The organism is Elusimicrobiota bacterium (assembly GCA_016722575.1).
Classification (GTDB): Bacteria; Elusimicrobiota; Elusimicrobia; order FEN-1173; family FEN-1173; genus JADKIY01.
Map to the genome: position 1 here is coordinate 296036 of JADKIY010000001.1, position 18660 is coordinate 314695.

The window sequence follows — 18660 nt, forward strand, 5'->3', positions numbered from 1 at the left end:
TTGTCCGACCTTCTCGCCGAATTTCGTCGCCGCCTCCCCGATCCGACGCCGTCCCGCCTCCTGATTGCCTGCTCCGGCGGTCCCGATTCCATGGCCCTGCTCGACCTGGCCGATCGCTTTCGGCGGGACACCGGCGCCTTCGTCGCGGCGGGCCACGTGGATCACGGCCTGCGGGGTCCAGCGTCCCGCGCCGACGCCGCCTTCGTGGAACGTTGGTGCCGTGACCGGGATCTGCCGCTGGATGTCCAACGGGTCGGCGTGCGAACGGGGGCCCGGAAGCGCCGGAAAGGGCTGGAAGAGGCGGCCCGCCATCTTCGCTACGCCGCCTTGGCTCGATCGGCCCGAAAATTTCGCTGTCCGATGGTTCTCACGGCCCACACCCTGGGGGACCAGGCCGAAACGGTCTTTATGAACCTGCTTCGGGGCGCCGGTCCCGCCGGCTTGGCGGGGATGGCCGCCGAGGCCCCCTGGCCCGCGGGGATCGGCCCGCGCCTGGGACGACCGTTGCTCTTGGTATCTCGGAAAGACATTCTCGCCTATTTAAAAAAACGGCGGATTCCCTGGCGGAAGGACGCCACCAACGACGAGCCGGTCTTTCTGCGCAACCGGATCCGCCCGACCCTGCGCCAATGGGAACGGTGGCGGCCTGGTTTTTTCGACCGGGTGGCCCAAACGGCCCAAATCCTGCGGGACGAGGAAGACTATTGGCGGGATCGCCTCGCCGTCCCGGGCCATGCCCATCGACGGAAAAACAGCCCCGCTCGCCTTGATATCGCCCCCTTTTTGAGGTATCCTATCGTTGAACAGCGACGGCGCCTTCGCCACGTTTTCGGCCTTGCCCATTTTGAATCGGTGGAACGGGTCCGGGCCTTGGCGGCGGCGCCCCGGGGCGGCCCCTCCCGCGGCCCTCTGGACCTCCCCGGGGTTCGCGTCGCCCGCGCCGGCCGGTTCCTCCTCTTTCAACGTCGCCGCCCGGGAACCAAATACGGGCGCCGTTCGTTATAGTAAAGTTCGACCCATGGCCCGCCATCCCGACATTCAGCGCGTCCTGCTTTCGGAGCGGGTTCTCCGACAACGGGTTCGGGAACTCGGCCGCCGCATTTCCCGGGACTACGCCGGGCGGGACATCCTGGTCGTGGCCGTCCTCCGGGGCGGCGTGATCTTTTTGGCGGATTTGATTCGGACCTTGTCGGTGCCCTGCGCCCTGGATTTTATGGCGGTCAGTTCCTACGAAGGGACGATGTCCACCGGGGCCGCCCGATTGACGTTGGATTTAAAGAAAAACCCCGAGGGAAAGCACATTCTTCTGGTGGAAGACGTGGCCGACACGGGATTGACCCTGGCCCGCCTTCGGCGAATTTTGAAAGCCCGGCGCGTGGCTTCCCTTCGAACCTGCGCGTTGCTCGATAAGCCCTCCGGGCGGCGGGTGCCCTTGAAATTGGATTACGTGGGCTTCCGGCTTCCCCCCGGGTTTGTCGTCGGTTACGGTTTGGATTACGAGGAAAAGTACCGAAATCTGCCCTACGTGGGGCTGTTGAAACCGAGCGTTTACGAGCGAAAGGCGACCTCCAAATGAAAGGCAACGGCCGAAACCTGATCCTCTGGCTCCTGATTTTCTCCGGGGTCCTCTTTTTTATTCAAAGTCTCCGCACCGCCCGGGTGGGGGAACAGGAAATTGATTATTCCGCCTTCAAACGTGAACTGAAGGAAGGGCGGGTCATCGAAGTCCGCGTCGGCCCCAGCCTCCTGCGGGGGCGGATCAAATCCGCCGATGGGAAAGTCGCCCCCTTTCGCACCGTGCCCTTGACCGATCCGACCCTCGTGGCCGAAATGCAGAACAATAACGTGAAATTTTCCGGCGAAGCCGAGCGGGGGTGGTTGAACTCGATCTTGGTCAACCTCCTTTGGATCGGCATTTTCTTCTTCCTTTGGTGGTTCGTCATCATCCGTCAGATGCAGGGCGGCGGCAAGCAGGCCATGGCCTTCGGCCGCTCCAAAGCCAAACTGCAGTCGGGCAAGAAGCAAAAAGTCACCTTCGGCGATGTGGCCGGGTGCGATGAGGCCAAGGAAGAACTCGAAGAAATTATCGAGTTCCTGAAGGACCCCGCCAAATTCCAGAAACTCGGCGGAAAAATCCCCAAGGGCGTCCTGTTGTTCGGCGCGCCCGGCACGGGCAAGACCCTCCTGGCCAAGGCCGTGGCGGGGGAAGCCGGGGTTCCCTTTTTCTCCAGCTCCGGGTCGGATTTCGTTGAAATGTTCGTGGGCGTGGGCGCCAGCCGCGTGCGGGACCTCTTTGAACAGGGGCGGAAGAACGCCCCCTGCCTCCTATTCGTCGACGAAATCGACGCCGTGGGCCGCCAGCGGTTCGCCGGGATCGGCGGCGGCCACGACGAGCGGGAACAAACGCTGAATCAGTTGTTGGTGGAGATGGACGGCTTCGACACCAAGGAAGGCGTTATTTTGATCGCCGCCACCAACCGGCCCGATGTGCTGGACCCGGCGCTCCTTCGCCCGGGCCGCTTCGACCGGCAAATCTCCGTTCCCATGCCGGACCTCAAGGGTCGGGAGCAAATCCTGAAGGTTCACGCCAAGGGCGTCAAACTGGCCCCAACCGTGGATCTGTCGGTCATCGCCCGGCGCACCCCCGGTTTCGTCGGGGCGGACTTGGCGAATTTGGTCAACGAAGGCGCCCTCCTGGCCGCCCGGCGGAGCAAATCCTGGGTGGACATGAAGGAATTGGAAGAAGCCATCGACCGCGTCATCGCGGGCCCCGAACGCAAAAGCCGCATGATGAGCGAGAAAGAAAAGCTCGTCATCGCCTACCACGAATCGGGGCACACCCTGGTGGCCAAAAAACTTCCCACCTCGGACCCCGTGCACAAAGTCTCCATTATTCCCCGGGGACCGGCCCTGGGCTACACGCTTCAATTGCCGACGGAAGATCGTTATCTGACCACCCGGTCCGAAATTCTCAACCGCCTTTGCGTTCTTTTGGGCGGACGCATGGCCGAGCAGCTCATTTTCGACGAAGTCACGACCGGCGCCCAGGACGACCTGTCCAAGGCCACTCAAATCGCCCACAAGATGGTCTGCGAATACGGAATGTCGGACCGCCTGGGCCCCATCACCTACCGGAAAAAATCCGAAGAACTCTTCCTGGGTCGGGAACTGGGGGAAGGACAGAATTATTCCGATCAAACGGCCCAAGTGATCGACGAGGAGGTCAAACGCCTCATCGCCGACTCCCAGGAGCGCGTGAAAAAAATCCTGGTGGAGAACCGCGGCGTTTTGGAGTCCCTGGCCAAAACGCTCGTGGAAAAAGAAGTTTTGAATGGGGAAGAAATTTCCGCCCTGGTGGAGGGCCGCCCCCTGCCGACGCCCACGCCCCCCGAAGCCGGATCCCCGCCCCGGGCCACAGAAGGCGGCGCCGGGGCCACTTTTTCCCCGGCCCCAAGCCCGGCTTAAAACCCCAATTCTTTTTTTCCCGTAACTGAAGGACCGTCCGGCAATCCGGACGGTCCTTCTTGTTTAATATCTTTGGTAATCAACGTTTTAAGTGTTTGAAAATCCCGATTTTTGGAGTTAGGCTTAAAGGGTGAAAAAGCTCATTGGGGCCCGGGGCGTGGGATTCACGCTCATCGAATTGATGCTCGTGGTGGCCATCATCGGCCTGCTGGCCGCGATCGCCATCCCCAAGTTCGCCAATCTCGTGGTCAAAGCCAAGGAGGCCTCCATCAAGGGGAAGTTGGGCTCTCTACGGAGCGCCATTTCGCTCTATTACGCCGATAACGAAGGATATTACGCTCCGAGTATTGTTGGTTTGACGGCGAATCAATCCCCCCTCATTCCAAAGTATCTCGATCAAATTCCGTACATCGAGATTCCCACCTTTCCGTCTCATGTGCGGGGCAATATTCAGACGGCCGAAATTGCCGGCCTTCCACTCGTTACCGATTTCTCCTTGCCGACCCCGGCCAGCGCACAGGCGTGGGCCTACGGAAGCGCCATTGGTCGGGTGTTGGTCGGTTGCAACCACACCGATTCCAACGGAACCACCTGGAGCCTCTGGTGAGGGCCCGACCATCGCTTTGCACGGGATTTACGTTGATCGAACTGATGCTCGTGGTGGCCATCATCGGCCTCCTGTCGGCCATCGCCATCCCCAAGTTCGGGGCCCTGGTCAATAAGGCGAAAGAAGCGGAACTTCGCGGGAGAGTCGGAGGGATTCGAAGCGCGCTGTCCTTGTATTACGTCGACAACGAGGCCATCTATCCGACGGTCGATTTTATTTTGTCCATTCCGATATTGGGATTTCCCACTTTGGAAGGCACTCTTAAACCGAAGTATATAGAAGACAATGTGAGTTTCTTGTTCGGGGTTCCCGGCATTCACGGGAATGGCTCGACGAACATCGAAATCGTCAATCCCTGGTCGCCCGACGGTCCCGGCCCCGTGGCCGACACCGGGGCCATCTACTGGCGCGCCAATGCCAATTCCGCAACGGGCCGTCCCGCCACCCAAGCTTTGTTGCGCGTGGCCTGTTCGCATACCGATTCGAGGGGAACGACCTGGAGTCGCTGGTAGTCCCGCCCTCCCGCGAAAACTGTTAACCTTTTCCCAAGGTTTCCCCGGAACCCGCCCCCATGAATTCCCTCCTCACGCGCGCCGGCACGTTGGATTTTTCCCAGGGCCCCTTGCTCATGGGCATCATCAACGTCACGCCGGATTCCTTTTCCGACGGCGGCCAATGCCTCCGGCCCGAGGACGCCCTCGACCGGGCGGAAACTCTGGTGGAAGAAGGCGCGGCCCTTTTGGACGTGGGAGGGGAATCGACCCGCCCCGGCGCCGCTCCGGTGTCGGTGGAGGAAGAATTGAGCCGCGTTCGGCCCGTGGTGGAACGATTGGCCCAGCGCCTGCCCCGCGTTCCCATTTCCGTGGACACGAGCAAGGCGGCCGTGGCCCGGGCGTGCCTGGAAGGCGGAGCCTCCCTCATCAACGACGTCACCGCCCTCGAAGATCCGGCCATGCCGTCGGTTCTTCGGGAGCACGGCGTACCCGTCGTCCTCATGCACATGCGGGGCAACCCCCGCACCATGCAAACCAATCCCATTTACACCGACGTGGTGCAAGACCTCTTGGCCTTTTTCCGGGAGCGGATTGCCTTTGCCGAGAAATCCGGCTTGGCCCGGAACCACCTCCTGATCGATCCCGGGTTCGGCTTCGGCAAAACCACCGCTCACAATCTCCAATTGCTCGGAAAACTTTCCCTTTTCCGGGACCTGGGTCTTCCGGTGGTGGCGGGCCTCTCCCGGAAATCCTTCATCGGCCGGTTGCTCGGCGGGGAGGAAACGCCGCTTCCTCCCGCCGACCGGGAAGCCGGTTCCCTGGCCGCCAATCTTCGCGCCGCCCAAGAGGGGGCCGCCATTCTCCGCGTTCACAACGTGAAAGACGCGGCCAGGGCCTTGCAACTGTTCAAGGCCCTTCGTTGACCGATCGGGTTTCGAGCCGCGGCCGCTGGTTCTATCCCGTCCTCGGGGGCCTCCTCGCCTTCATCGGTTTTGCCGCCGGAGTGATCGCCTACGGATTAAACGATGATTTGTTCCCGGCGGATCTGATTGTCGTGCTTGGCAACACCGTCCAACCCGATGGAACCCCCAGTCCCCGCCTGAAGGCCCGGCTGGATCGGGCGGCGGAGTTGTTCCGAACGACGAATGCACCGCTTATTTTGGTCAGCGGCGGAGTTGGAAAAGAAGGTTTTAACGAATCGGCCGTCATGGCCGATTACTTGGCAACGAAGGGCATTCCAGCCGCGGCCCTGCTTCGGGATCCCGGGGGCATCAACACCCGGGCCACCGCCCAAAACACCGCCATCGTTCTACAGAACCGTCATCGGGATTCCGCTCTTGTGGTCTCCCAATATTTCCACGTCGCCCGTTCCGTTTGGCCCCTGCGACAAGCGGGCGTTCGGCGGGTCGGCCACGCCCACGCCTTTTATTATGAATGGCGCGATTTCTATTCCATCTCAAGAGAAATTATCGCTTTGCTGGCGACTGCTTTCGACCTTCACTGATCCGCCTTGGCCTGTCAAATTAAGGAAATCCCCGCCTCGTCGGCCTTAGGCCGGAACAATTCGCCCGCTGGCGTCGGCCCGCTTTTAGGCGGATCCTTGCATTTCCGATTTTAAGGGCTAAAATTTAATATGCCTCCCCTGGACCGCCCAAAAAAGCTGGAGTCCAATGGTTTCACCCTTATTGAACTAATGCTGGTGGTGGCCATTATCGGAGTGCTGGCGGCGATCGCCCTCCCCAAATTCTCCAATTTAGTCGACAAAGCACGGGACGCCGTGGTTCGCGGACAAACCGGCACTATCCGCTCCGCGGTGGGCATTTACTATGCCGACAACGCCGGCATGTATCCCCTCAACCCTTCGGCGCTTTTCACCGACCTGCAAAACAACCCTTTTGTCTACTCGGGCGGCAAATACCTTGAAACCAGGCCGACGATTTATAAATTCGCCGCCCACCCCAACGGGGCCAACCCGCCCAACGGGCCCGGCATGGTGTGTTGCAGCGTCGGCCCCAACGATCCGGACGCGACGGCCGATGCGTTGATGTTGGTATTTGCCGCGGGCCTATGGCACATGAACATGAACACGGGGAAAGTCACCCTCAATTGCTCCCACACCGACACCTCCGGACGAACCTGGAGCTTTTTTTAACGGGCGTCGGCTCTCACAACTTTCCCTCCCGAAGTCGATCAACTGATAAAATCCTCCTTCATGCCCAAGACCTATCAATCGGATTTCCTCGTCGTGGGGTCCGGCATCGCCGGATTGTCCCTGGCCCTCAAGGCGGCGGAGCTCGGCCGGGTCCACCTGGTGACCAAACGCGCCATCCAAGACTCCGCCACGGACTACGCCCAGGGCGGCCTGGCGGCGGTCATTTCCGAAAAGGATTCGTTCGACGACCACGTGAAGGACACCCTGTCGGCGGGGGCGGGACTCTGCGACCCCGCCGTGGTCCGCCGGGTGGTCACCGAAGCCCCCGATCGATTGAAAGATTTGGTCCGCTGGGGCGTCCGTTTTTCCTCCGCCCCCAGCCTCGACCCCAACGAACAGCGATTCGAGTTGGGGCTGGAGGGGGGACATTCCCAACGGCGCATCCTCCACGTCGGGGATTACACCGGCCACGCCGTGGAGCAGGTGCTGGTGGACCGGGTCCGGGCCCATCCGCGGATCAAAGTTTTTGAACATCATTTTGCGGTGGACCTTATCACCCGCCGACGTTTGGGCCTTCGAAACGGTCCCAACGCCTGCGCCGGCGCCTACGTGCTGGACGTTGATTCGGGGGTGGTCCACACCTTCGCGGCCAAGGCCACGGCCCTCTGCACCGGCGGCGCGGGCAAGGTGTATCTTTACACCTCCAACCCCGACGTGGCCACGGGCGACGGCATGGCCATGGCCTACCGGGCCGGGGCCGTCCTGGCCAACATGGAATTCGTTCAGTTTCACCCCACCTGCCTCTACCACCCCAAAGCCAAAAACTTTTTGATCTCCGAAGCCCTCCGGGGCGAAGGCGCGGTTCTCAAAAACCGCGCCGGGGAGCGTTTCGTCAAGAAATACGACCGCCGGGCGGAGCTGGCCCCCCGGGACGCCGTGGCCCGGGCCATCGACGCCGAGCTTAAACGCACCGGGGACGAATGCGTTTTCTTGGACATCTCCCATCGGGGCGCCGAATACGTCCGGCGCCGTTTCCCGAAAATTTACGAACGCTGCCTGCAGTTCGGCATCGACATCACGGCCCAGCCCATCCCGGTGGTCCCCGCCGCCCACTATTATTGCGGCGGCGTGCGGACCGACGTTCACGGGCAAACCTCGTTGGCCCGACTGGCCGCGGTGGGCGAGGTGGCCTGCACGGGCCTCCACGGGGCGAACCGCCTGGCGTCCAATTCCCTGCCGGAGGCCATGGTCTTTGCCGACGCCGTGGCCGACTCCTGGAAAGGCCTGGCCGACGCCGACTTCGTGGTCCCCCCCGCCCGGGTTCCCCGGTGGAACCCCGGCAAGGCCCGCAACCCGGACGAACTGGTGGTCATCAGCCAGGTGTGGGAGGAGATCCGCCGCTTTATGTGGAATTACGTGGGAATCGCCCGCACCAACAAACGGTTGGAACGGGCCCGCCGCCGAATTGAAATGCTCCAGAGGGAAATCCAGGAACAATACTGGGATTTCCTTCTCACCCCGGATCTGTTGGAACTTCGGAACATCGCGGCCGTGGCGGAATTGGTCATTCAGGGCGCCTTGTTTCGGCGCGAATCCCGGGGTCTTCATTACACGGCGGATTATCCCAAAACGCTCAAAACCGCCCGGGGCACGCTGTTGGCGCGGGGACCGGACGGACGTCCCCGGGCCCGGGCCGGTTCGCCGGTGGGGGGCGGATCGTGACCGACGACGTGATTAAAATCCGGGGCGCCCGGGAACACAACCTCAAAAACCTGACCCTGGAGATCCCGCGGAATAAAATGGTGGTCGTGACGGGGCTTTCGGGATCCGGCAAAAGCTCTTTGGCCTTCAACACCATTTACGCCGAGGGTCAGCGGCGCTACGTGGAAAGCCTGTCGGCCTACGCCCGGCAATTCCTGGAGCTCATGGAAAAACCCGATGTGGATTTAATCGAGGGCCTCTCCCCCGCCATCGCCATCGAACAGCGGACGCCCTCCCACAACCCCCGGTCCACCGTGGGGACCGTGACCGAAATTTACGATTACCTGCGCCTGCTCTACGCCCGGGTCGGCACGCCCCATTGCCCCGACTGCGGCCGGGAAATCGAACCCCGCTCCGCCACCCAAATCATCGGGGACATCCTGAAGGAATTCGACGGTCAAAACGTCCAGATCCTGGCCCCCCTGGTCCGCGGGCGAACGGGCACCTACGAGGCGCTTTTCGATAAATTAAAAAAATCCGGATTCGCCCGGGTTCGGGTGAACGGCGACGTTCGGGATTTGGAAAAAAAGATCCCCCTGGACCGCTACAAGAAACACACCATCGACGCCGTGGTGGACCGCCTGGCGGTCTCCGCCGCGGGCCGAACCCGGCTGGCCGATTCCGTGGAAACCGCCCTGCGGGAATCGCGCGGTCTGCTGGTCGTCGCGCCGGCCGAAGGCAAGGGGGGGGACCGCCTTTTCTCCGAGCACCACGCCTGCCCCCACTGCGGCACCAGCCTGCCCGAGATCGAACCCCGCCTCTTCTCCTTCAACAGCCCCTACGGCGCCTGCGCCAACTGCGACGGGTTGGGGGTCAAGCTGGAGGTGGCCGAAGACCTGGTTGTGACCGACGAAAATCTTTCCATCGCCGACGGGGCCCTGTCGGCCTGGTCGGACCCGGTCACCACCCGGACCAATCGATGGAAAAAATCCTGGTCGGGCTATTACATGGAAATCCTGGAGGAGGTCTGCCAACGAAATAAAATCCCCCTGGACAAACCCTGGCGGTCCCTCCCCCCGGCCCAACGGAAATCCCTTCTCCACGGCGGCATGGATCACAAATCCCCCTGGGGAAAGAACGTCAAGGAATTCGAGGGCGTCATCGGCAATCTGGAACGCCGCTACAAGGAATCGGAATCCGCCTTCGTCAAAGAGGAAATCCAGGCGCGCTTCATGCGCAGCCGCCTCTGCCCCGACTGCAAAGGCGCCCGCCTCAAGCCCGAGGCCCTGGCCGTGACCGTGGGGGGGAAATCCATCGCCCAGGCCACGCGGTTGTCGGTTCAAGAAGCCCACGCTTTTTTCAACGCATTGCCCCTGTCCGAAAAATCCCAATTCGTCGCCCGGCAAGTGTTGAAGGAAATTCGCTCCCGCCTGGCGTTTCTGGTGGACGTAGGTCTGGAATACGTCAATTTGGACCGGGAATCGGCCACCCTGGCAGGGGGCGAGGCCCAACGGATTCATTTGGCCACCCAGATCGGTTCGGGCCTGGTGGGCGTGTTGTATGTGTTGGACGAACCCACCATCGGCCTCCATCCCCGGGACAACGCCCGCCTTTTAACGACCTTAAACCGGCTGCGGGACATCGGCAACACCCTGGTCATCGTGGAGCACGACGAGGAAACCATCCGCGCCGCCGATTGGGTGATCGACTTGGGTCCCGGGGCGGGCGTTCACGGGGGTCAAATCATCGCCCAAGGCACCGTCAAAGACCTTCTCAAAGAACCCAAATCGTTGACCGGGGCCTATTTGCGTGGGGAGCGGGGCATCGCCCTGCCCGCGGAACGACGGCGGCCCGGCGAAAAATTCCTGGAGATCAAGGGCGCTTCGCAATTCAATTTAAAAAACATCGATGTCAAAATTCCCCTGGGGCTCTTCGTGGCGGTCACGGGTGTGTCGGGTTCCGGTAAATCCACCTTGGTGAACGAAATCCTGCACAAGGCCCTGGCCAAGAAACTCCACCACGCCAAGGAGGAGCCGGGCCGCCACCGAACTTTGTCGGGGGTGGAAAATGTGGACAAGGTCGTGGACGTGGATCAAACCCCCATCGGCCGCACCCCCCGGTCCAACGCCGCCACCTACACCGGGGCCTTCGGACCCATTCGCGATCTTTACGCTCAATTGCCGGAGGCCCGACGCCGGGGCTACAAACCGGGGCGGTTCTCTTTTAACGTCAAAGGCGGCCGGTGCGAGAACTGCGAAGGGGACGGCACGCTTAAAATTTCCATGCAGTTCCTGCCGGACGTATACGTCAAATGCGACGTTTGCGCCGGGCAACGCTTTAACGCGGAGACCTTGGAAATCAAATACAAAGGCAAATCCATCGCCGACGTGCTGGCCATGCCCGCCGAGGAAGCCGCGGTGTTCTTCGAAAACATTCCCACGGTGGCCCGCGTGCTGCAAACGTTGGTGGACGTGGGCATGGGCTACGCCGCCATCGGGCAACCCGCCACGACGTTGTCGGGCGGCGAAGCCCAACGGGTGAAGCTCGCGTCGGAATTGTGCCGCCGGCCCACGGGGCACACGCTTTATATTTTGGACGAACCCACCACCGGGCTCCACTTCGCGGACGTGGAAAAACTGTTGGGCGTTCTTCAGCGGTTGGTGGAAGGCGGCAACACGGTGTTGGTCATCGAACACAATTTGGACGTGGTCAAAACGGCGGATTGGATTTTGGACCTGGGGCCGGAAGGCGGCGCGGGCGGCGGGCGCGTCGTGGCCGAAGGAACGCCCGAAACCGTGGCGGCCGCGGCCGGTTCCCACACCGGCCACCACCTCCGACCGCTTTTGAAATAACGGGGCCGCGATCCCGCGCGCCGATTTCGGGCGCCTCGTCCGAAGCGAATTTGTTTTTTCCGACGAGGAAGTCGTACCGCCGCGGATTGTCAAGCCCGGCGCGGACCGCGCAAAAAAAATATTTTTCCGTCGTTGAACGGCGTGTTTTGACGTTCAGGCTCTTCTTTCCCGTCGGAAATATTGTTTTGTAAATTTTTTTTCGCCCGCTTGACAACGTTGGCCCGCTTCATTAAGATAGGCGCGCTTCAGTTATTCACAGCCCTTTTCCATACCCAAAAATCACGAGCAACTTCGATTCGGACATGGGCTTGCCGTTGCTACGCCGCGGCAAAAGATAGCACTATTTAACAAAATATAAGTTATTAAGATAATCCACAGTTACTATCAGACCGTGTGTATAAGTCTGTGGATAAGTGGAGATTTTCATTGATTTTGAGTGAAACAGCCGAGTCTATTTGGACGGGGGTTTTGGAGCGTTTAAAGCCCCAATTCAAAGAAGAAATCTACAATTTGTGGATTAAGCCCCTCCGTCCCGCGGCTTGGGGCGACGCCCTTCTTACCGTTCAAGTGCCCAATCGCTATTTCGCCGATTGGGTTCAAAAGAACGCCCAGACCGCCATTGAAACGTCTTTGCGGGAAATACTGGGCCGGGACGGTTCCGTTTCGTTTGAGACCTCCGAAAATCAGGAAGTCGAACCGGATTCCCTTCCGGAGACTCCGGCCGCCGCCCCGGTGATCCCGTCCCGAATCGAAAACCACGTTTCGGACGAAACCTTCAACCCCAAATACACTTTTGACACCTTCGTGGTGGGGCCTTCCAACCGATTCGCCCAGGCCGCCGCCGCGGCCGTGGCCAAGGACCCTGGGAAAACCTACAACCCTCTTTTCCTGTACGGCGGCGTGGGGCTCGGGAAAACCCACATTCTTCACGCCATCGCCCACGGCATCCGGGCCAACAACCCGGGCGCCCGGGTCCTCTACGTGACCAGCGAGCGGTTCATCAACGAATTCATCGACGCCCTGCGGTTCGACCGCATGAAGGATTTTCGGGCCAAATACCGGAACCTGGACTGCTTGTTGATCGACGACATCCAATCGCTCATGAGCAAGGAAAATTCCCAGGAGGAGTTTTTCTACACCTTCAATTCCCTTTACGACACCCGAAAACAGATCATCATTTCTTCCGACCGCACGCCCAACGAGACCAAAGTCTCGGCCCGGCTGATTTCCCGGTTCGAATGGGGCGTGGTGGCCGACATTCAGCCCCCGGACCTCGAAACCCGCATCGCGATTTTGCGCAAAAAAGCCGCTTCCGAGAACATTTTCGTCCCGGACGACGTGATTCTCTACATCGCCAGCCAGATCCGCTCCAACATCCGGGAGCTGGAAGGCAGCTTGATTCGAACCGTCGCTTTCAGCTCCTTGACCGGCACGCCGCTCACCATCGAATCCGCCCGGGAAACGCTCAAGGACATCGTGGCGGCGTCGGCCGCCACCCGCCCCGTGCGCGTGGAGGACATCCAGGAAGTGGTGGCGGATCATTTCAATTTGGAACTCAAAGACATGAAATCCAAGCGGCGCACCGACGCCATCGCCTTCCCGCGCCAAATCGCCATGTATTTGGCCCGGACCATGACCGAGTGCTCCACGACGGAAATCGGCGATCATTTCGGCGGCAAAGACCACACCACGGTCATGCACGCCTGCAACAAGATCCGGGGCAAAATGACTTCCGACCCGTACTTCACCGCCCTGGTCAACAAAATCACCCAGCAAGTGAAAAACCACGCCACGCTGGGCGATCTTCGCTCCAAATAATTTTTCGCCGTTTTATTGTTTCGGCCCGTCGACCGGGGACCGCCTTTTTTGCTCCGAAACGCCTCGGGACAACGCCCGGGATAACCTCTGAACAACCCGGTGAATCGGTGGAAGGCCGGGGGACCGTTCGAACAAGTGGGACAACGCGCACGTCTTTCCCACAAGTTGTTCGATTTCAAAAAAGATCGAGAGTCGCCGTCCATCAAAGACTTTCGCGCCGTCTTAGAAATTACTATCATTACCCCGAGCACGGCTCCTACGACGACTCTTATCTTTATAGATCAATAGAAAGAGGATGGCCTTGAATAACTCAAGCACTGTTATGTCCTCGCCCAAAAAAACCGACGCCGCTCTGGAAATCCATTGCCAAAAAGAGGAACTGCTGAAAGGCGTTCACTTGGTTCAAAATGCCATTTCGCCCCGGAGCACTCTGCCGGTGTTGTCCAACGTCCTTTTTGAATCCACGGATCAAGGCCTTCGATTGTCGTCCACCGATTTGGAAGTCGGGATTCGTTGCCTGGTCAAAGCCGACGTGAAGACCCTCGGCAGTTTGACCGTCCCCGCCAAACCTCTCGGCGAATTCCTTCGCACCCTGGACGACGGGAAAGACGTCTCGCTCAAAAGCACCGACGGGCAGAAAATAGAAATCCGCTCCGGTCGGGACCGTTGCTCCCTGGCCTGCCTGCCCAAGGACGATTATCCGGTCCTTCCCGAATTCAACTTGGAAAAGGCCGTGTCGCTGAACCCCGCCATTTTGCGCGACATGATCCGCAAGACCGCCTTTGCGGTTTCCACGGACGAAACCCGCTACGTTCTGAACGGCGTGGACTTCATGGTGGAAAAGGGTCAGATGACTTTGGTCGCCACCGATGGTCGCCGGCTGGCCTTCATTCAACGTGAAATCGCGGACAAAAAAGCCTCCATCAACGCCATCATCCCCACCAAGGCGGTCAACGAGCTGGCCCGGGTGCTGGGCGCCGATGAAAAAGGCGCCGAATTGCTCGTGGGTTTCACCGAAAACCAGGTCACGTTCCAATACAAAAACGTGGTCATTATTTCCCGCCTGATCGAAGGCAACTTCCCCAATTTCGAGCAGGTGATCCCCAAATCCCACGACACCCGGCTCCGATTGAAAACCAAGCAGATTCTCTCGGCCACCCAGCGCGCCGCCGTCGGCACCCTGGAACGCGGCGGGTCCGTCCGTTTTGCCCTCTCCGCCGGCCGCCTGCAGATTTCCGCCTCGGCCCAGGGCCGCGTGGAAGTGGAATCCGAAGTCGAGGTGGACTACAAAGGCGAACCTTTCGCCATCGCCTTCAACCCGGCCTACCTGGTGGACGTTTTTAAGTCCTTGGAAGCCGATGAAATCTTTTTGGAATTCAGCACCCCGCTCAACCCCGGCGTTATTCACCCCGTGGGCGACGACAACTACAAGTACGTCGTCATGCCCATGCAGGTGTCCTAAACCGGGTCTTCCTCTGCCCTCTTCCTCGTGCGTCTGACCCACCTGGGCCTCCGGCAATTCCGGAATTTTGCCCGGCTGGATCTCGCGCCGGCTCCCGGGCTGAACGTCCTCATCGGCCCCAACGGGGCCGGTAAATCCAACATTCTGGAATCCATCGCTGTTTTGGCCACGGGCCAAAGCCATCGCGGGGCCGAAATACGCCACTGGATACAGGAGAGCAAAGACGAGTTGGCCCTGGTGGCCCAACTGGAAGGCGAAGAAACCATCGCCTTGGAACTCCGCCAAAAACGGGGGAGAATGCGCCAGGTCAAATTCAACAACCGCCCCCAAGCCCGGGCCCGGGACTGGGCGGGCCGCATTCCCGTGGTGGCCTTTTCCCCGGAGGATTTGGATTTGGTGAAAGGGGACCCCGGCGTCCGCCGGCGGGCCTTAAACGACGTCCTGGGCCAGGTGAGCGCCGATTACGGCGACGCCCTGGCCCGCTACCAGAAACTGCTGGAGGAACGAAACGCCGCCCTGCGCCAAGTGCGGGAAGGCGCGGCCAAATCCAACGTGCTCGAGCCCTGGGACCTCGCGCTCCTCAAGGAAGGCGCCCGCTTGACCGTGGTCCGCCAACAATTTTCCGATGAATTCGCCGGGCGCCTTCAACGCCGGCAGCAGGACCTGTCCCTTGGGCGGGACCGGGTCGCGATGATTTACCGCCCGTCTTTCCACGTTCCTTCGGAAAACGAGGACGAGGTGGCGGACGCCAACCGGCGCCGCCTGGCCGACCTTCGGGAAGGGGAAATCGCCCTGGGATCCACCCTGATCGGCCCCCACCGGGACGACGTGGAATTTCGGCTGGGCGACGAACCCGCCAAGGCCCGGGCTTCCCAGGGCCAAACGCGCACGTTTGCCCTCTCCTGGAAATGGGAAGAGCGCCTTTACCTGAAGGAAAAATTGGCTCGGGAGCCCCTTTGTTTGTTGGACGACGTTTTTTCGGAGCTCGACCCGGAACGGCGGCACCAGCTCACGGAACGCCTGATGGCGGGCACCCAATGTTTCGTGACCTTGACCGACTTGTCCACCTGGGGCGCCTTCGGCATCGGCGACGCCCGCATTTTCGAAGTGCGGGAAGGCGCCGTGGACCATTCGACCAGCGTCCTGGACGCTCCCGGGGAACGCGCCTGAGCCCCGTTCGACGGCCGCGGGTGAAGGTTCTCCGGCCCGCCACGGCGATTCTTTCCGCGGTTTTGGCCCGCTCCGGATACGAGCCCCGCCATTTCGCGTTGTTTGAAGTGTGGGACCGACTCCTGGGCCCCCAGGCGACGAAGGCCCGGGCCGTCGGCGTCAAAAACGGTCGCCTCTACGTGGACGTCGACAGTTCCGTCCGCCTTCACACCTTGACCCTGCGCAAGCGGGAGCTGGTCAAAAAAATGAACGGCGCCTTTGGCGGAGAAGCCCCCCTTTCTGATATAATTTTCCGTCTAGGGACGACCCCCTTTTCCGACGACACCAATGCCTAAGAAACCCAAACCCCCGGCGACCAAAAGCGCCCAACCGAAACGGGCCGCCGACCAAGCGGCGACAACCAGGAGGCAACGAGTGGCCACCGAAGCGTTAGACAAACCCGCGAAAAGCGCGGCCTACGATTCTTCATCCATCCAAGTGCTGGAAGGCCTGGAGGCCGTCCGCCGCCGCCCGGGCATGTACATCGGACCCACGGACCAACGCGGCCTTCATCACCTGGTCTACGAAGCCGTCGACAATTCCATCGACGAGGTTTTGGCCGGCCACGCCACCCTGGTGGAAGTGACCATCCACGAAGACAACTCCATCACCGTCCTGGACGACGGCCGCGGCATTCCCGTGGAACCGAAAAACGACATCAAGGACCCGAAGCTCAAGGGCAAATCGGCCTTGGAAATCGTCATGACGGTCCTGCACGCCGGCGGCAAGTTCGAGCAGAACGCCTACAAATATTCCGGCGGCCTCCACGGGGTCGGCATTTCCTGTGTCAATGCCCTGTCGGATAAATTCAAAGTCGAAGTCTACCGCGACGGCAAGGTCTATTCCCAAACCTACAAATGCGGCAAACCCGACCAGGACGTCCGGGTGACCGGCAAGACCGAAAACCGCGGGACCCGGGTGACGTTCCATCCGGACCCGTCGATCTTCAGCGAACACACCTATTCCTTCGACACGCTGGCGGCCCGGTTGCGGGAACTGGCGTTCTTGAACCCCGGCGTCCGCATTAATTTATTGGACGAGCGGGACGACAAGCAGCACCTCTTCCATTTCGAAGGCGGCATCGTCGAATTCATCAAATTCGTCAACGCCCACAAAACGCCCCTTCACGCGACGCCCATCTACTTCCGGAAGGAACGGGAAAACATCCAGGTCGAGGCGGCCATTCAGTACACGGACGCCTACACCGAGCAGGTCTACTCCTTCGCCAACAACATTTCCACCGTGGACGGCGGCACCCACATGACGGGGTTCCGCTCCGCCATCACCCGGGTGATGAACGACTACGTGAAGAAACACGATTTGCTCAAGGGGAAGGATTACACGATCACCGGCGATGACACCCGGGAGGGCCTGACCGCCGTCCTGTCGGTGCGCATCCCGACCCAGGATCTGAAATTCGACAGCCAAACCAAGGGCAAGCTGGTCAACCCCGAAGCCGAAGGGCTCGTGAAGTCGATTGTGAGCGATACGCTGGCGACGTTCTTCGAAGAAAACCCCAACACCGCCAAAAACATCTGCGAAAAAGCGATCCTCTCCGCCGAAGCCCGGGAAGCGGCCCGGAAAGCCCGGGAACTGACGCGCCGCAAAGGCGCCTTGGATTCCGCCTCTCTGCCCGGGAAATTGGCCGACTGCCAAGAACGGGACCCGGCCAAATCCGAAATTTACATCGTCGAAGGCGATTCCGCCGGCGGGTCGGCCAAACAGGGGCGAAACCGCGCCTACCAGGCCATTTTGCCCCTCAAGGGTAAAATCCTGAACGTCGAAAAATCCCGGCTGGCCAAGATGCTCGCCAACGACGAAATCCGAACCTTGATCACGGCCCTGGGCTGCGGCGTGGGCCAGGTGGAGGGCGACGACGGCATCAACATCGCCAAGCTCCGCTACCACAAGATCATCATCATGACCGACGCCGACGTGGACGGCGCCCACATCCGAACGCTGTTGCTCACCTTCTTCTTCCGCCAAATGAAACCGCTGGTGGACCGGGGCTACATCTACATCGCCCAGCCGCCCCTCTACAAGATCAAAAAAGCGAAGAAAGAAATGTACATCGACACCGAAGACAAAATGGACGAGTGGCTGTTGGCCGAGGGCATGGACACGGCCGAGGTCCTCAATTTGTCCAAGGGCAAATCCGGGGTCAAAGTGGACGGCGCGAAACTCAAGGGCGCCTTCAAGGCCCTGACCGAATTGGAAACCCTGCGCAAGCGCCTCCAGAAAAAGGGCGTTTCCTGGGCGGACTATCTCGCCTTCAGCAAAAAAGAGGCCTTCCCCTTGTACCGCGTTGAAGAGGAATCGGGCCCGAAATACCTGTTCACGGAAAAAGAAGTGAAAACCTGGCGGGAAACCTTCATGGAAACCCGCAAAGCCAAGCTTCAACAGCAGTTGGCCGCGGCCGGGGAAGCCGCGACCGGGTCCGCCGGGGTGGAGGAAGAGGATTTGAGCGCCCACATGAAGGAACTGCTGGAGCTCAAGAAAATCAACGCGCTGGCCGGCAAGCTCCAGGACGCCGGGTTCGACGTGACGGTGGAAGCCGTCGCCAAGGGCGACGAAAAAAGCAAAGCGATGTACCGCGTCGTCGTCGACGCCGAGGAGAAGGACGTGGCGTCCATCGCCGAGCTCCTGGAAGCCATCAAGGACGCCGGGCGCAAGGGCGCCACCATCCAGCGCTACAAAGGGTTGGGCGAAATGAACCCGCAGCAGTTGTGGGAAACCACCATGGACCCGCAAAATCGAAAGCTTCTGCGGGTGAAGCTGGACGCCAACAGCACCGAAGCCGACGACGTGTTCACCGTGCTCATGGGCGACAAAGTGGAACCCCGGCGCCAGTTCATCGAATCCCACGCGTCCGAAGTCCAGAACCTCGACATTTAATTCGG

Annotated in this window: 16 protein-coding genes; 15 read left to right on the forward strand and 1 reads right to left on the reverse strand. The window is 60.6% G+C overall.

Annotated features, from left to right (window positions below; all coding sequences use genetic code 11):
• The 10 genes from tilS (at position 1) to uvrA (ending at position 11271) form a co-directional block, all read left to right on the forward strand.
• On the forward strand, positions 1–1005 hold the full coding sequence (gene tilS / locus IPP68_01310; protein ID MBL0349002.1) for a tRNA lysidine(34) synthetase TilS: 1005 nt from the start codon (positions 1–3) through the stop codon (positions 1003–1005).
• A gap of 13 nt (positions 1006–1018) precedes the next feature.
• Entirely contained in the window at positions 1019–1576 is a 558-nt protein-coding gene (gene hpt, locus IPP68_01315) for a hypoxanthine phosphoribosyltransferase (protein ID MBL0349003.1), read from the forward strand.
• Positions 1573–3465, forward strand: coding sequence for an ATP-dependent zinc metalloprotease FtsH (gene ftsH / locus IPP68_01320; GenBank protein ID MBL0349004.1), 1893 nt, complete (start codon positions 1573–1575; stop codon positions 3463–3465). The genes hpt and ftsH overlap by 4 nt, the downstream gene beginning before the upstream one ends.
• 181 nt (positions 3466–3646) lie before the next feature.
• Positions 3647–4072: a hypothetical protein gene (locus tag IPP68_01325; GenBank protein ID MBL0349005.1), complete on the forward strand. Its 426-nt coding sequence runs from the start codon at positions 3647–3649 to the stop codon at positions 4070–4072.
• A 44-nt stretch (positions 4073–4116) separates the two neighbouring features.
• On the forward strand, positions 4117–4584 hold the full coding sequence (locus IPP68_01330; GenBank protein MBL0349006.1) for a type II secretion system protein: 468 nt from the start codon (positions 4117–4119) through the stop codon (positions 4582–4584).
• 59 nt (positions 4585–4643) lie between these two features.
• Positions 4644–5489, forward strand: coding sequence for a dihydropteroate synthase (folP, locus tag IPP68_01335; protein MBL0349007.1), 846 nt, complete (start codon positions 4644–4646; stop codon positions 5487–5489).
• A gap of 62 nt (positions 5490–5551) precedes the next feature.
• Positions 5552–6070 (forward strand): YdcF family protein, encoded by a 519-nt coding sequence (locus IPP68_01340; protein MBL0349008.1) that lies wholly within the window; start codon positions 5552–5554, stop codon positions 6068–6070.
• A 129-nt stretch (positions 6071–6199) separates the two neighbouring features.
• The gene (locus tag IPP68_01345) at positions 6200–6718 is read left to right on the forward strand and encodes a prepilin-type N-terminal cleavage/methylation domain-containing protein (protein ID MBL0349009.1); all 519 of its coding nucleotides are present in this window, start codon (positions 6200–6202) and stop codon (positions 6716–6718) included.
• Positions 6719–6778: 60 nt separating this feature from the next.
• A complete protein-coding gene (gene nadB, locus IPP68_01350) occupies positions 6779–8440 on the forward strand; it encodes an L-aspartate oxidase (protein ID MBL0349010.1) in 1662 nt (553 codons plus the stop codon).
• Positions 8441–8448: 8 nt separating this feature from the next.
• Positions 8449–11271, forward strand: a complete 2823-nt coding sequence (uvrA, locus tag IPP68_01355) for an excinuclease ABC subunit UvrA (GenBank protein MBL0349011.1) — start codon at positions 8449–8451, stop codon at positions 11269–11271.
• Positions 11272–11360: 89 nt separating this feature from the next.
• Here uvrA and IPP68_01360 read toward each other — a convergent pair whose 3' ends face one another.
• Positions 11361–11501: a hypothetical protein gene (locus tag IPP68_01360; GenBank protein MBL0349012.1), complete on the reverse strand. Its 141-nt coding sequence runs from the start codon at positions 11499–11501 to the stop codon at positions 11361–11363.
• A 199-nt stretch (positions 11502–11700) separates the two neighbouring features.
• Here IPP68_01360 and dnaA point away from each other — a divergent pair, with 199 nt between their 5' ends.
• The 5 genes from dnaA (at position 11701) to gyrB (ending at position 18655) form a co-directional block, all read left to right on the forward strand.
• Positions 11701–13089, forward strand: coding sequence for a chromosomal replication initiator protein DnaA (gene dnaA, locus IPP68_01365; protein MBL0349013.1), 1389 nt, complete (start codon positions 11701–11703; stop codon positions 13087–13089).
• A 322-nt stretch (positions 13090–13411) separates the two neighbouring features.
• Complete coding sequence (dnaN, locus tag IPP68_01370) at positions 13412–14551, forward strand: DNA polymerase III subunit beta (protein ID MBL0349014.1); 1140 nt, start codon at positions 13412–13414, stop codon at positions 14549–14551.
• A gap of 27 nt (positions 14552–14578) precedes the next feature.
• Positions 14579–15721 (forward strand): DNA replication/repair protein RecF, encoded by a 1143-nt coding sequence (locus tag IPP68_01375; protein ID MBL0349015.1) that lies wholly within the window; start codon positions 14579–14581, stop codon positions 15719–15721.
• 20 nt (positions 15722–15741) lie between these two features.
• Positions 15742–16056 carry a DUF721 domain-containing protein gene (locus tag IPP68_01380; protein MBL0349016.1) on the forward strand — a complete coding sequence of 105 codons (315 nt, stop codon included), beginning with the start codon at positions 15742–15744 and terminating at the stop codon, positions 16054–16056.
• Positions 16049–18655: a DNA topoisomerase (ATP-hydrolyzing) subunit B gene (gyrB, locus tag IPP68_01385; GenBank protein ID MBL0349017.1), complete on the forward strand. Its 2607-nt coding sequence runs from the start codon at positions 16049–16051 to the stop codon at positions 18653–18655. The genes IPP68_01380 and gyrB overlap by 8 nt, the downstream gene beginning before the upstream one ends.
• The last annotated feature ends 5 nt before the right edge of the window (positions 18656–18660 follow it).